General features: G+C 63.6%; 15 protein-coding genes and 1 tRNA gene. 13 read left to right on the top strand and 3 right to left on the bottom strand.

Translation table 11 applies throughout. From position 1 onward, the window contains the following. From H0W65_RS05460 to H0W65_RS05495, 8 genes are all read left to right on the top strand, one after another. Positions 1–805 (top strand): sodium/proton-translocating pyrophosphatase (locus tag H0W65_RS05460; RefSeq protein WP_294004906.1); only part of this gene is annotated, 805 nt, incomplete at its 5' end. 88 nt (positions 806–893) lie between these two features. Next, positions 894–1,865 carry a quinone oxidoreductase gene (locus tag H0W65_RS05465; protein WP_294004909.1) on the top strand — a complete coding sequence of 324 codons (972 nt, stop codon included), beginning with the start codon at positions 894–896 and terminating at the stop codon, positions 1,863–1,865. Between the two features lie 73 nt (positions 1,866–1,938). Then, on the top strand, positions 1,939–2,190 hold the full coding sequence (gene infA / locus H0W65_RS05470; protein ID WP_294004912.1) for a translation initiation factor IF-1: 252 nt from the start codon (positions 1,939–1,941) through the stop codon (positions 2,188–2,190). After that, entirely contained in the window at positions 2,187–2,759 is a 573-nt protein-coding gene (locus H0W65_RS05475) for a nucleoside triphosphate pyrophosphatase (protein WP_294004915.1), read from the top strand. Before infA ends, H0W65_RS05475 begins: the two co-directional genes overlap by 4 nt. Beyond that, a complete protein-coding gene (locus H0W65_RS05480; RefSeq protein WP_294004918.1) occupies positions 2,752–3,693 on the top strand; it encodes a ribonuclease in 942 nt (313 codons plus the stop codon). The genes H0W65_RS05475 and H0W65_RS05480 overlap by 8 nt, the downstream gene beginning before the upstream one ends. Further along, positions 3,677–3,871, top strand: a complete 195-nt coding sequence (locus tag H0W65_RS05485) for a DNA gyrase inhibitor YacG (RefSeq protein ID WP_294004920.1) — start codon at positions 3,677–3,679, stop codon at positions 3,869–3,871. Before H0W65_RS05480 ends, H0W65_RS05485 begins: the two co-directional genes overlap by 17 nt. Positions 3,872–3,947: 76 nt before the next feature. Beyond that, a tRNA-Phe gene (locus tag H0W65_RS05490) sits at positions 3,948–4,023 on the top strand. Positions 4,024–4,292: 269 nt separating this feature from the next. Then, positions 4,293–4,607, top strand: coding sequence for a DUF6481 family protein (locus H0W65_RS05495; RefSeq protein ID WP_294004922.1), 315 nt, complete (start codon positions 4,293–4,295; stop codon positions 4,605–4,607). Positions 4,608–4,987: 380 nt separating this feature from the next. Here the strand turns inward: H0W65_RS05495 and H0W65_RS05500 are convergent, their stop codons facing one another. After that, positions 4,988–5,797, bottom strand: a complete 810-nt coding sequence (locus tag H0W65_RS05500; RefSeq protein WP_294004924.1) for a dienelactone hydrolase family protein — start codon at positions 5,795–5,797, stop codon at positions 4,988–4,990. 86 nt (positions 5,798–5,883) lie between these two features. After that, positions 5,884–6,234, bottom strand: coding sequence for a hypothetical protein (locus tag H0W65_RS05505; RefSeq protein WP_294004926.1), 351 nt, complete (start codon positions 6,232–6,234; stop codon positions 5,884–5,886). Positions 6,235–6,666: 432 nt separating this feature from the next. On the opposite strand from H0W65_RS05505, the gene H0W65_RS05510 reads away from it, so the two are divergent. Next, on the top strand, positions 6,667–7,278 hold the full coding sequence (locus tag H0W65_RS05510; RefSeq protein WP_294004928.1) for a TetR/AcrR family transcriptional regulator: 612 nt from the start codon (positions 6,667–6,669) through the stop codon (positions 7,276–7,278). 171 nt (positions 7,279–7,449) lie between these two features. On the opposite strand, the gene H0W65_RS05515 is transcribed toward H0W65_RS05510, so the two are convergent. Beyond that, positions 7,450–7,713 carry a hypothetical protein gene (locus tag H0W65_RS05515; RefSeq protein ID WP_294004931.1) on the bottom strand — a complete coding sequence of 88 codons (264 nt, stop codon included), beginning with the start codon at positions 7,711–7,713 and terminating at the stop codon, positions 7,450–7,452. Here H0W65_RS05515 and H0W65_RS05520 point away from each other — a divergent pair. The 4 genes from H0W65_RS05520 to H0W65_RS05535 are packed head-to-tail and all read left to right on the top strand — an operon-like array spanning position 7,712 to position 13,903. Then, a complete protein-coding gene (locus tag H0W65_RS05520; protein ID WP_294004934.1) occupies positions 7,712–7,990 on the top strand; it encodes a hypothetical protein in 279 nt (92 codons plus the stop codon). The two genes, H0W65_RS05515 and H0W65_RS05520, sit on opposite strands and share 2 nt — an antisense overlap. A gap of 50 nt (positions 7,991–8,040) precedes the next feature. After that, positions 8,041–9,270, top strand: a complete 1,230-nt coding sequence (locus H0W65_RS05525; RefSeq protein WP_294004942.1) for an efflux RND transporter periplasmic adaptor subunit — start codon at positions 8,041–8,043, stop codon at positions 9,268–9,270. 50 nt (positions 9,271–9,320) lie between these two features. Further along, a complete protein-coding gene (locus H0W65_RS05530) occupies positions 9,321–12,491 on the top strand; it encodes an efflux RND transporter permease subunit (RefSeq protein WP_294004937.1) in 3,171 nt (1,056 codons plus the stop codon). 14 nt (positions 12,492–12,505) lie between these two features. Continuing rightward, positions 12,506–13,903 carry an efflux transporter outer membrane subunit gene (locus H0W65_RS05535; protein WP_294004940.1) on the top strand — a complete coding sequence of 466 codons (1,398 nt, stop codon included), beginning with the start codon at positions 12,506–12,508 and terminating at the stop codon, positions 13,901–13,903. Positions 13,904–14,228 lie beyond the last annotated feature (325 nt).

Raw genomic sequence — 14,228 nt, forward strand, 5'->3', positions numbered from 1 at the left:
TGGCCCGGTCACCGACAACGCCGGCGGCATCGCCGAAATGTCGGGCCTCGATGACAGCGTGCGCGAGAAAACCGACGCTCTGGACGCGGTCGGCAACACCACCAAGGCGGTGACCAAGGGCTATGCAATCGGATCGGCCGGCCTTGCCGCGCTGGTACTGTTCGCCGCCTACACCACCGACCTGAAGGAGTTCTTCCCCGGCCTGAACGTCGATTTCAGCCTTGAAAATCCCTACGTCATTGTCGGGCTGCTGCTTGGCGCGCTGCTGCCCTATCTGTTCGGCGCGATGGGGATGACCGCGGTCGGCCGCGCAGCGGGCGATGTGGTCAAGGACGTGCGCGAGCAGTTCCGCACCAACCCCGGCATCATGGATGGCACATCGCGGCCCGACTATGCGCGGACCGTCGACCTGGTCACCAAGGCGGCGATCAAGGAAATGATCGTGCCCAGCCTGCTCCCCGTGCTCGCCCCGATCCTGGTCTATTTCGTGATCACCGCAGTCGCCGGCCAGGCGCAGGGGTTCGCCGCGCTTGGCGCGCTACTCCTCGGCGTCATCGTCGGCGGCCTGTTCGTCGCTATCTCGATGACCTCGGGCGGCGGAGCGTGGGACAATGCCAAGAAGTTCATCGAGGATGGCAATCATGGTGGCAAGGGCAGCGAGGCCCACAAGGCCGCGGTTACTGGCGACACGGTCGGCGATCCCTACAAGGACACCGCCGGCCCGGCGGTCAACCCGATGATCAAGATCACCAACATCGTGGCCCTGCTGTTGCTGGCAGCGCTGGCGGCCCACGGCACGGGGTGAATCGCCCCGCCTCCGCTTGAATCAAGCCCCGTCGTGGTGCGCCGCGGCGGGGCTTTACTTTGGATGAGCGCCTGCCCATCTGCACGCCATGACGCACGCAATTCGAATCCATAAGACGGGTGGACCCGACGTTCTGAAGTGGGAAGAAGTCGAGGTCGGACAGCCCGGCCCCGGTGAGGTCCGCCTTGCGCAGGAAGCCGTGGGCCTGAACTACATCGACGTATACCACCGTTCAGGCTTGTATCCACAGCCGTTGCCATTCATCCCCGGGGGTGAAGGCGCGGGGATCGTCAGCGCCGTTGGTTCTGGTGTGGAATACATCGAGCCGGGTGACCGTGTCGCTTACGCGGGGCCCGTCGGCGGATATGCCGAAGAACGGCTGATCGCAGCGGATCGTCTCGTGAAGCTGCCGGACTCGATCAGCTCCGATCAAGCGGCGGGCATGATGCTTCAGGGAATGACGGCCCAATTCCTCCTGCGGCAAATCTATCCGGTGAAGAGCGGCGACACGATCCTGATCCATGCAGCGGCGGGCGGGGTCGGGCTGATCGTTTGCCAATGGGCAAAGGCGCTCGGGGCAACGGTGATCGGCACCGTCGGCAGCGACCAGAAAGCGGAGCTGGCTCGCGCCCATGGCTGCGACCATCCGATCGTCTATACGCGCCAAGATTTCGTGGCCGAGGTCCAGCGCATTACCGGCGGGTCGAAGCTGCCGGTGGTCTATGATTCAATCGGCAAAGACACCTTCGTCCAGTCGCTCGACTGCCTCCGGCCCCGTGGATTGATGGTCAGCTTCGGCAATGCATCGGGCGTCCCGGAGCCGATTTCGCCAAATCTGCTACTTCAGAAAGGGTCGCTGTTCCTTACCCGCCCGAGCCTGACTCATTATCTCGCCACGAGGGAAGATATCGAGAGGGCGGCGAGCGACCTGTTTACCATCGTCGCAAGTGGAAAGGTCAAGGTTGAGGTCAAGCAGCGCTTCGCGCTCAAGGACGCGGCCGAGGCCCATCGCGCGCTCGAGGGTCGGAAGACGACCGGATCGACGATCCTGACCATTTGATCGTCCTCCTTCACATTTGATCAATGCGCCGCTAAGGCTCCGCGACTTTTGAACAATCACGGAGACCGATCTTTTGGCCAAGGAAGAACTTCTCGAGATGCGCGGACGGGTGGTCGAGCTGCTGCCCAATGCGATGTTCCGCGTCGAGCTGGAGAACAGCCATGAGATCCTCGGCCACACCGCCGGCAAGATGCGCAAGAACCGTATCCGCGTGCTGGTCGGCGACGAAGTCCTCGTCGAACTGACTCCTTATGACCTGACCAAGGGCCGCATCACCTATCGCTTCATGCCCGGACGCGGGGGCCCCGGCCAGACCCCGGCTTGAGGCTGATTCTCGCCTCGGCGAGCCCGCGCCGCCTCGACCTGCTCGCGCGGATCGGCGTCGTGCCCGACGCGGTCGACCCCGCCCACATCGACGAGAGCGTGCCCAAGGGCGAACTGCCCCGCGTTCACGCGCTCCGCCTCGCGTCGGAGAAGGCGACCGCCGTTGCCGCGCGCCATTCCTCCGATCTAGTGCTGGCCGCCGACACCGTTGTCGCGGTCGGTCGGCGCATCCTGCCCAAAGTCGAGGACGAAGCCATGCTGCGACATTGCATGGCGCTGCTTTCCGGCCGCCGCCACCGCGTCCTGACCGGCGTCGCGCTCGCCATCCCCGGATTGGGCCTACGCACGCGGCTTGTCGAAACGATAATCGCGATGAAGCGGCTTTCCGGCGAAGAAATCGACTATTACGCCGGACACGGCGAGTGGCGCGGCAAGGCCGGTGGCTATGCCCTGCAAGGCTATGGCGAAGTGTTCGTCCGCCACATCGCCGGCAGCTATTCGAACGTCGTGGGCCTACCGCTGACCGAGACTCGCCATCTGCTCAAGAGCGCGGGTTATACGCTTGCCTGAATGGTGGATCGAGCGCGGGATCGGCGAGACCCGCCTCGCACTGATCGACGACGGCCGCATCGTCGAGGCGCGCATCATGCGCGACGGCGTCGTGCCCGCCGGGACGATCCTCCAAGCGCGGCTGACGAGCGTCGGCCGCAACGCTGTGGCCATTGCCGAGGGTCAGGAATATCTCCTGCCCAAGGGCGCACCCGGCATCACCGAGGGTGGCAGATTGTTGATTGAAGTCACCCGCGAAGCGCTGGGCGGGGCCGAGCCGTGGAAGCGGCCGCTGGCGCGCTTCAGCGAGGAAGCGCCGGGTGCTGCGCCCCCCCCGCAAGGCCGCGAGCTTGCCTGGCCGTCGCCGACCGACGAGCTCGAGCCGGCGGGCTGGTCGGATCTTCTCGACGAGGCGCGAACCGGGCTGATCGCCTTTCCCGGCGGCGAGCTGCGGGTCTCGCTGACCCCGGCGATGACCCTGATCGATATCGACGGTCACTTGCCGCCGGCCGAACTGGCGGTCGCAGGTGCCCGCGCCGCCGCCGTTGCGATCCGCCGCCACGGCATTGCCGGATCGATCGGCATCGACTTGCCGACCGCGGGAAACAAAGGCGCACGCCAGGCGGCCGCCGAAGCGGTCGATACCATCCTGCCGCAGCCTTTCGAGCGGACCGCAGTCAACGGCTTCGGCTTCCTCCAGATCGTCCGCCCGCGCCGCCATGCCTCGCTGTTCGAACTGGCCGCTGATCGCGGGGCGTTCGAGGCCCTCGCCCTCGTCCGCCGGGCCGGGCGCGAAGTTGGTGCGACCCGCCTTGCCGCCCATCCGTCCGTGATTGCCGTCCTCGAACGGAACCGCGACTGGCTCGCCCGACTCGCACGGCAAGTGGGCGGCCATGTGACCTTGCGCGCCGATGCATCGCTTGCCATGTCAGGCGGCCATGCCGAACCTGCCTAAGCCCTGCCCGGTGTGCGGCAAGCCGCCCAGCGTCGACCAAGCCCCCTTCTGCGGCCGTGGCTGCAAGGATCGCGATTTGCTCAATTGGCTAGGCGAAGGCTATCGCATCGCCGGCCCGCCGGCTGACGAGGACGGTGGCCAAATGGGCGGGCTGGACAGCGACCGGACGGACAGTTAGAGCGCGCAACGCCCGTCGACGCCGCCCTGCGGCGGCGCTCAGGACAGGCTCCGGCGCCGACCGGCGCTGGACGTGGGCCCAGGTAGCTCAGTTGGTAGAGCATGCGACTGAAAATCGCAGTGTCGGCGGTTCGATCCCGTCCCTGGGCACCATACAGTTTTTCTCTGCGTTTACAATTACTTAGGTGATATTGTCGGCGAAAATTTGGCCGAAATATCCGAGGCTTGTGACGCCCTTAAGAGAGACAAGTCCGCCTGGAGATTAGTTGGGCTACACAGTAAGCCTCAGAAATCCGCTATTTTCTCTCGCCCTGCTGCTTCCGCGTCCCCGTTTCGCATAACTAGCAAAGGGTTTCGATCAGCCCTACAGCGCCATTCATTGATCACTCTCATTCTTTCCATTCTCCAGGCGTCCGCGCACGATGAAATCGAATCATAATCCCTCGCTTGAAGACCGCTTGGCCGGGGCGGCGAAGTCGCGGCAAAAGGCGTTGGACGCTTTGCGCTCCAAGCCACCGGTGGATGAGAAGGTCGTCGCGGCGCGTCATGAAGCGCGCCTCAAGCGCGACGCGGCGCACGCCGAGAAGCGGAACGCCAAGAGCACCGAGGCTGCTGCGGCTAAGCAAGCCAAAGCCCACGTCGCCGCCGAGGCAGCAACAGTGCCCGCTCCGTCAACCGGAGCCGAACTCAAGGCCGCCCGCGATGCACGCTATGCGGCGCGAAAGACCCGCAAATAGGTCAAGCCGCGTCATTCGATGTGTTGGGGTAGGGGAAAGGGTGAGGCCGTCGACATTGTCATCGGCATACCTCGGGATCGCCGACCTTTTACACGCTCGTAAATCCGGATTCTGATCGGGGTCGAAAGCAAGCGACCCCAGTACTCACTACCATGGCCGCTTTGAGTCGAGAGCGGACATTCCCGAAATTGCGCCGCTGAAGCACGCTGACACCAATCGAAAGGGCCGCTATCGCTCCACTTGCATTGAAGGCAGGTTGCATGTTGTTTAGGCGCGCGCGACGCGGGGAGCCCGGTCAGAAATGGCCGGGCTTTTTTACACGACCCGCCGGGCGGGGGGCAGTCGGCACTGGTCCGACCGAACCCGTCCGACGGCGCGGATTACTTCGCGTCGGCCCGCGCTTCCCGGACCCGCAACCGCTCTCGCAAGAACCCAAGCACGCGCTCGATCGCTTCCCGCGTCGGTTCGCCTTCCTCGTCGATCAGCCCGATGGTCAGAACGCTATGTGGCGGCTCGGGATTGACCTTGCTCGACCGCCCGGGGAGCTCGATCCCCTCGAATCCCTCGCCAAGCTCGCGCCGCAAGGTCGCGAACCGCGCTGCGCGGCAGAACAAGGCATCGCCATGAAACCGCACGCCCATGACCTTGAGCCCCTCGTCCGTGATCCGCCGCCGCGCATTGACCAGGGTCTCGGGCGTTACGTGCAGCGCCGCCGCCTTGGCGGGCGTCAGCGGTAGCGGGAACGACGGATGCCCCATCACCGGCGCAACTACCCACGGGTCGAGCGTCATGGTCAGCGCAAAATTGCCCGTCACGCACATCCCCACGGCGCCCACGCCGACTCCGCCAATCTCCTCATGCACTCGCCCCGCCAGTGCGCGCAGCCAGTCAGTGATCGGGCTCGACCGGTCCTCGGCAAGCACGTGGAATTCGCGGCTGATGCACACCCGGGCAAGCTGGAACATCCGATCGACCGGATTGGTCTTGCGCCCGAGCGTACCGAACAGATGCGGCATGAACACCGTAAACCCCGCATCCGCCACCTTGTCGGCAAAGCGAAGCACCTCCGCAGAGATCCCGGGAACCTCGTGCATCACGACCACCCCGGGCCCCGTCCCCTTGCGATAGACGGTTCGCTCCGTCCCGCCGTGGGAGAAGGGGAAGGAGGTGTAGCCGGGAAGTTTTTTCATGAGCGGACAACGCGCGAGCGGGGGATTGGGGCCGGTTGCGACCAAACACGGCGGTCAGTCTGGCACCACAGAAAACGCCGTCCCGTTCAGATTGCCCAAGCGCCCCAAGCGACGAGCAACGTTCCGGCCGCAGCGAGCGCGATGTGGAGGTAGAGCAGCCACAACGGGAGAAGCTTTCCAGCGAGGTGGTAGCCGAGGTTCATGACTACGCCTCCGCCCGCTGCGACGGCCAATAGAATGAGACCGAGCATCGCGCCGCCTTCAACGCGGTCGGTTAGACCGACGTAGGCCAAAAGGGTTAACCCCGAGGCTGCAAGGAAGCCATGCGCCATCGCCAGCCATGATGGCGGATTGGCCTTCTGGGCGATGCGCCGGAAGGCCATTAAGATGCCCCCGGCCGCGGTGAGCAGCAGCAGGATGGAAGCGGTCTGTAACATCGTCATTGAATTCATTGCTCATGTCCGCTTGGTCGATATTACGTCAAGCCGAGCTTTCGCCGATTGTGCCGGCCCGGTCAATCTGAAGAAGAACCTCGTGTCTGCTGAGGAGCGGTGCGCGTGCCGGGGAAAGATCGGTGCGCGCTTCGGCAGCAAGCTTAGCGACGAACCTGGTCTCAGTCAGCTCAACGTCGATAATGTCCGCAATGGGTCGAAAGCGACATTCGGCTGAATATCCGAAAATGCGTGGAAACACATTCAGCGCCCCTGCATTCCTTCCGAATGGTCCGGTCATATCGAGTGGAGCATCCGTGACAGGGCGACTTGGCCTCGGTCCATGTCGAAGCGGCATGGCTATGTCCATGAAAACAAACTGTTGCTTTGGGAGTTGAGCTAGACAGCCTGCACAATTCCACTTATGTACCAAGCGTTATGGAATGTTTGGCTCAGCGCGCCTGCAAGGGGCGACCAAGAGAATTTGATGTTGACATAGCCTTGTCGGCCGCCCTGCGCGTGTTCTGGACGAAGGGCTATGAAGGCACCTCGTTGACCGATCTGACCGGTGCCATGGGCATTACCCGGCCCAGCCTTTACGCGGCATTCGGCAACAAGGAATCACTTTTTCGCAAGGCGCTCGATTTATATGAGCGAGAGAAGCTCGCTTATGTCGGCGAAGCATTGAAAGCGCGGACGTCACGCGACGTCGCCGAGAGGCTGTTGCGGGGCGCACTGGAAATGCAAACGCGCGACTGCGAGCCGCGAGGCTGCATGCGCGTCATCAGCTCGGTGAGTTGCAGCCCCGAGGCCGATTCGATTCGCGAAGAATTGATGGAGCGGCGCCGTTCGTCACAGCGGGCGCTGTGCGATCGAATGGAGCGAGCGCAGGACGAAGGCGATCTTGCAGCGGACGTCGATGTCGAGGGTCTTTGCAATTATCTTGGCGCGATCCTCCAAGGCATGTCGGTCCAAGCCGGCAGCGGTGCGACTGAGGCCCAACTTCAATCGCTAGTCGAGACTAGTCTGGCCATGTGGCCCGGCAAATAGACGAAAAAAATTTCGTACCGAGCAGTATTGAAGTCTTGACCACAATGAACGCACATTCTATACCGATGAGTATAGAAGAACGGTTTCAGGCCGTCGAGGAAAAAGCGACGCGTAACATCCGCAAACCCGGGCAAGATACCGCGCCGTAAGGAGCGGGCCCCCCGTTCAACATCACTTCGGCGCAGATTTCCGGCGTGCAGCAACTGCTGTCGCGACGAACGGAAACCTGCGCCGACGGAACCATCCACTCCGCGGTTCTCCCGCCGGAAGCGGCAAGTTGTGCTTGCCGAACAGGAGAATATTCATGGCTAGCCTGGCCCTTTCCGCTCTGCGCCGGTCACCGGCCTCCACTCCGCCCGCGAAGCCGTCCGCGATGATCGGGTCCGGTGCATCGCAGGCGCGACTTTCCGCGCTGGAATGGTCGATCGTCGCCATGGCCGAGCGCGACGGCCTGTCAAGCATCCGCGAGCCAGGCCGGTTGGTATCGGCGCTTACGGGCCTGTTCGGAATCTCGCAGCCTAATCGCCTCGGCAACGAGCGTCTCGAAACCTTGCGGCGGATCGCGATCTTTTCCTGGAACAATGTCTGGAACGTACCGAAGGCGGAGATCGCTGGCTTCCTGGAAGCGGGCTTTACCACCGACCAGTTTGAACTGATCCAGCACAGCGTCGGCGAAGCGCGTAGGGCCCGTCGTCGGAGGACGACCCGATGAACCAGCTCACCGAAATTAAGGCTGATGACCGCGTTGATCGGCCGCGTTCGATGAAGGTGATCGTCGCCGAGCTGCCATGGTCCAAGAAAGTGGCGCTGGTAGCATTGCCTATCGCGCTAGTTGCGGGGGTCGTGATGCTGGAATCGCGCGGCGTCCCGGTCGCGGCGCTGCCGCCGTCCCCCACCGTGACGGTGGCCACGCCCTTGTCGCGACAGATTGCCGAATGGGATGATTATTCGGGCCGTTTTGAGGCCAGCAAGAGCGTCGAGGTCAGACCGCGCGTCTCCGGCGCGGTGATCGCGGTCCATTTCACTGACGGGGCCGTCGTTCGCCGCGGACAATTGCTCTACACGATTGACCCACGTCCGTTTCTCGCCGCTTTGGCGGAGGCTCGCGCCGCGGTCATGGGGGCGCGAAGCGACCTCGTTTTGGCGCAGGAAGACTATGGCCGGGCGCAGCGCCTGCTTTCGGCGGACGCCGTTTCCCGCAGCGACGTGGATCGCCTGAGAGCGCGCGTGCAGGCGGTCGAGGCGGCGTTGGCCGCGGCCAACGCGCGGGTCCACTCGCGCGCGCTCGATGTCGACTTCACCCGGGTCCGCGCCCCGATCTCTGGCCGGATTTCCGACCGGCGGATCGATCCGGGTAACCTCGTCCAAGGCGGCGGTAGCGGCGCCGAAGGATCGCTCCTGACGACGATCAACGCTCTCGACCCCGTTTATTTTACGTTCGACGCGTCCGAGGCACTGTTCCTCAAGGCACGCCGCGCGCGGGAAAGCGGTGCCGCCAGCTCAGCGGTCGATATCCGCCTGCAGGATGAGGCGGACTATCGCTGGCACGGCCGCCTCGATTTCACCGACAATGGCCTCGACCAGCGGTCGGGCACGATCCGCCTGCGCGCGGTTGTCGCCAATCCAACGCAGTTCCTCACGCCCGGGATGTTCGGCAACATGCGGCTGTCGACCAGCCTGGCGACGACGGCTCTGCTCGTTCCAGATTCGGCACTTCAGACCGACCAGGCGCGCAAAGTCGTGATGATCGTCGGTCCGGACGGAACCGTCGGACCGCGCCCGGTAACCGTCGGTCCGCTGATCGACGGGCTGCGGGTCATTCGGTCTGGCGTGAGCGCGTCCGATCGGGTCATCATCAGCGGCTCGCAACTTGCGATGCCGGGGACCAAGGTTCAGGTCCGCGCGGGCAGGATCCTGCCCCAGCAAGCTGCCGCTGCGTCGGCGAGTTTGCCCGTCTCGTTTAGCGGCGAGGCGACGTTCACCGGTCGCTGACTTCTAACCGACCCATTGATACGGCCGCCTGCGGGCGAGGAGAATTCCAAATGCGTTTTTCGCGCTTCTTCATTACGCGACCCATCTTCGCGGCCGTGATCTCCATCCTCATCACGGTGATGGGGGCAATCGCCTATTTCGCTTTGCCGGTGTCGCAATATCCTGACATCGTCCCGCCGACCGTAACGGTCAATGCCGCCTATCCGGGCGCCGATGCCGAAACCGTCGCGTCGACCGTGGCGGCACCTATCGAACAGGAAATCAATGGCGTCGACGACATGCTCTACCTGTCGTCACAATCGACAGGCGACGGCAATCTGGCGATCACGGTGACGTTCAAGCAAGGCACGGACCTTAATGCCGCGCAGGTTCTCGTCCAGAATCGCGTCGCGATCGCGGTGCCGCGCCTGCCGCAAGAGGTTCAGCGGCTCGGCATTGTTACGCGCAAAACATCGCCCGACTTCCTCATGGTCGTGAACCTGATCTCGCCCGACCACTCGCTCGATCGCGGCTATATATCCAACTATGCCCTGACCCAAGTTCGCGACCGGATTGCCCGTTTGGACGGGGTTGGCGATGCCCGCCTGTTCGGATCGCGCGATTACGCGATGCGCGTCTGGATCGACCCCAACAAGGCGGCAGCACTCGACCTGACGGCCGGGGAAATCGTCAGCGCCCTTCGCGCGCAAAATGTGCAGGTGGCCGCCGGCACGCTCGGCCAGCCGCCCTATTCAAGCGGCGGCGCATTCCAGGTCAATGTCGAAACTCAGGGTCGGCTGTCCGACCCGGAACAGTTCGCCAAGGTCGTCATCCGGACCGATGCCGATGGCCGGCAAGTGCGCGTTTCCGACGTCGCCCGGGTCGAACTCGGCGCCGCCGACTACGCCTCGAATACTTATCTCTCGGGCGATCCAACCGTCGTCCTTGGCGTCTTCCAGCGGCCGGGATCCAACGCGCTCGCCGCCGCCGCCGTGGTCAAGGCGGAAATGGACACCATGGCGAAAGGCTTCCCGCCGGGGCTGGAATACCGGATTATCTACAACCCGACCGAATTCATCGCGCAATCGATCGACGCGGTTCGCGACACGCTACTGGAAGCGATCCTGCTCGTCGTGCTGGTCGTGATCGTCTTTCTCCAGCGCTGGCGCGCCGCTGTCATCCCGGTCGTCGCCATTCCGGTGTCGTTGATCGGGACCTTTGCGATCCTGTTGGCCGTCGGTTATTCGCTCAACAGTCTGTCGCTGTTCGGGCTGGTGCTGGCGATCGGAATCGTCGTCGACGACGCTATCGTCGTGGTCGAGAATGTCGAGCGCAATCTGGCCCGCGGACTGTCCGGGCTGGATGCCGCGCGGACATCGATGGACGAGGTGGCGGCGGCGCTGGTGGCAATCGTGTTAGTGCTGTGCGCGGTGTTCCTGCCGACGTTGTTCCTCAATGGGCTGTCGGGCGCTTTCTATCACCAGTTCGCGGTGACGATTTCGGCGGCGACGCTGATCTCGCTGCTCGTGTCGCTGACTCTTTCACCGGCGCTGGCGGCGATCCTGCTCAAGCCGCACAGCGAGGATAAGCCGGGCGGGCGAGTGACGACCCTGCTTCGAGGTGCGGGGCACAAGTTCAACAGGGTGTTCGATCGCTTCAGCCATCGCTATTCGCAAATGACGCATCGCCTGGTGCTAATGCCGAAGCGGATGATGGCGGCCTATGCGGTCCTTATCGTCGCGACAGTCGGCCTGTTCGCGATCACGCCGACCGGCTTCATCCCGGCCCAGGATCAGGGCTATTTCTTGACTGTCATCCAGCTGCCGCCTGGGTCCTCGCTCGAGCGGACCGACGCGGTCATGCGCAAGGTCGCGGCGCGGATCCTGCCGATCCCGGGCGTCAAGGGTTCGGTCATGCTTGCGGGCTTCGACGGCGCGTCGCAGACGCAGGCTCCGAACGCCGCGGCCGCTTATGTCCCGCTAGAATCGTTCCAGGAACGCAAGAAGCTCGGTGTCACGCTAGCTGGGATCATGGCCGAAGCCCAAAAGCGGACCGCCGACATCAATGAGGCGCGGCTGATCATCGTCCCGCCGCCGCTGATCCAGGGCCTCGGCTCCGCTGGCGGCTATCGGATGATTGTCGAGGACCGTAACGGGCAGGGGCCGCAAAAATTGTCCGGCCTGTCATGGGGACTGATCGGCAAGGCCAACCAGACGAGGGGCCTCAGCCAGGTCTATACCCTGTTCGATGTTTCGACGCCGCGCGTCTTCGCCGATGTCGATCGTGAAAAGGCCGATTTGCTGGGGGTCCCGCCGGAACGCGTGTTCGAAGCGTTGCAGGTCTACCTAGGGTCGACTTTCATCAACGACTTCAACTTGCTCGGCCGAACCTATCGAGTCACCGCCCAAGCCGATGCACCCTATCGCGCGAACGAGGCGGATATCGCCAATTTGCGTACGCGGTCGAACTCTGGTGCGATGGTGCCGTTGGGATCGATGACGACCTTCCAGGATCGCACAGGGCCGTATCGTGTGTCGCGATACAATGGCTTCCCCGCGGTCGAAATCGACGGCGACACCGCCCCCGGATTCTCCTCCGGCCAGTCGCTGAAGAGTATGGAGAAGATTGCCGCGGATACCTTGCCCGCCGGCTATTCGACCGAATGGACCGGCATTGCCTATCAGCAAAAGGCCGCCGGAAGCACTTCGGGCTTGGTCTTCGGCATGGCGGTCCTGTTCATCTTCCTCGTGTTAGCGGCGCAGTTCGAAAGCCTAATCCTGCCGCTGTCGATAATTCTGATCGTCCCGATGTGCTTGCTGGCAGCCATGGCGGGCGTTCATCTGCGGGGCATGGACAATAATGTGCTGACGCAGATCGGCCTCGTCGTGCTGATCGCACTGGCGGCGAAGAACGCGATCCTGATTGTCGAATTCGCGCGTCAGGACGAGGCGGCGGGCATGTCCACGGTCGAAGCGGCGGTACGCGCTGCGCACGATCGACTTCGGCCCATTTTGATGACAAGCTTTGCCTTCATCCTGGGCAGCGTGCCGCTGTTGCTTGCCACCGGGGCAGGAGCGGAACTGCGCCAGGCGCTCGGGACCGCCGTCTTCTTCGGAATGGCCGGCGTCACCGTATTCGGGCTGATCTTCACGCCGACATTCTATGTCGTCTGCCGAGGAATCGGCGACCGGTTCGCGGCGCGTCAGGGGCATCCGCCAGTCGCGCTCGCCTCCGCAGAATGAAAAAGGTTCGGATAATGGTCGCACGAGTACTGACGTTGGTTTCGGCGCTGGCGCTCGCCGCCTGTGCCGCGGGACCCAATTATACGCCGCGATCGGTCGCGGCTTCGGCCGCTGGTCCGTTCATCGGAGGGTCGTCGTCCGCGATCGTCGCTGACTCCCAACCGGACGATCATTGGTGGCGGCTCTATGACGATCCGGTGCTCAACGCCCTGGTCCAAGACGCGCTGTTCGCCAACACTGACCTGCGCGTTGCCGTCGCGCATCTCGCCAAGGCGCGTGCGCTGGTCCGCGAAGAGCAAGGTGCAAGGGAACCGCAACTTGGCCTCGGCGGTAGCGCGCAATATGGCCGCCTGGCGGGTCCGTCAGCGTCGGGCGCCAATCGCACGGACATTCAGGTCAATGGCCAGGCCGGTGTCGCCTATGAGGTCGACCTGTTTGGCCGCATCGGCCGCGGGATCGAGGCGGCGCGGGGCGATAGCGAGGCAGCGGCGGCCGATGCCGATGCGGTTCGCGTCACTGTCGTGTCCGACACCGTGCAGGCGTATGTCGATGCAGCGTCATCGGCGGAACGGATTGCCGTCGCCGAAAAGATCGTAACCTTGCTCAATCAATCGCTGGCATTGACCGAGCGGCGGCATCAGGTCGGCCTCGCCACAGGCCTCGACACCGCGCGCATTGCCGCGCTGCGCGACCAGCGGCGGGCCGATATTCCCTTGCTGCGAGCGCAGCGGCAAGGCGCCTTGTTCCGCCTTGCGACGCTCACCGGGCGGGCGCCGCGCGACCTGCCGGGGAACGTTGCTTGGCTAAGCTCCTCCCTGCACCTAGAACGGCCAATACCGGTTGGCGACGGAGTCAGCTTGCTCGCGCGTCGACCGGACGTGCGCGCTTCGGAACGTCGGCTGGCGGCTGCGACCGCCAGGATCGGCGTCGCCACCGCGGATCTCTATCCGCGCATTACACTCGGCGGTTCCATCGGGTCGAGCGCAACTGGCCTGGGCAATATTTTCGGCGCCAATCCCGTGACCTGGCTGATAGGTCCGTTGATCAATTGGACGGCTAACCGCACTGCGGCGAGAGCCAGGCTTGCCGGTGCACGAGCGGACACCCAGGCCACACTGGCGACGTTCGATGGCACCGTCCTCCGGGCACTGCAGGAGGTCGAGACTGCATTGTCGTATTACCGCCAGACGGTCATCCGGCGAGATGCGCTGCGCGGTGCCCGCGACCAAGCTGAAGTCGCGGCGCGAATTACCCGCATCCGCCAACGAGAAGGCGATATAAATTCGCTCGAATTGCTCGATGCCGAACGGACCGCTGCGGACGCGCAAGCCGCGTTGGCGGCCGCTGATGCTAATATCGTGTTTGCTCAGATCGATTTGTTCCGGGCGCTAGGGGGCGGGTGGCAACAGTAACGTCTTCGCATATTAAAATCCCTGTTCAGTGCTCAGGGAACTAGACCCTTGGAATGGCTCAAAGAGGGTTCTTGGCCACCTCAAGGGTGCATAAGTCTAAAAAACCCTTTCCCTGTATTTCTCAGGTGACAGGGAATATCAACCGATACGGGTTTGCATCAGACTGCATCCCGCACCATTTTTTCCGCAATAATCGCTACCATTGCGCCCGAGTTCGCCCGCCGCGCATTTTCCATCTGATTGCGGGTGTAACCGGCCGCCGCGGTTGATCGAACATTAGGGTGGCGCCGGGGCGGGTCCAGGAGTCTAACATGCCCAAGCTCGA

Source organism: Sphingomonas sp. (assembly GCF_013816785.1).
GTDB lineage: Bacteria > Pseudomonadota > Alphaproteobacteria > Sphingomonadales > Sphingomonadaceae > Sphingomicrobium.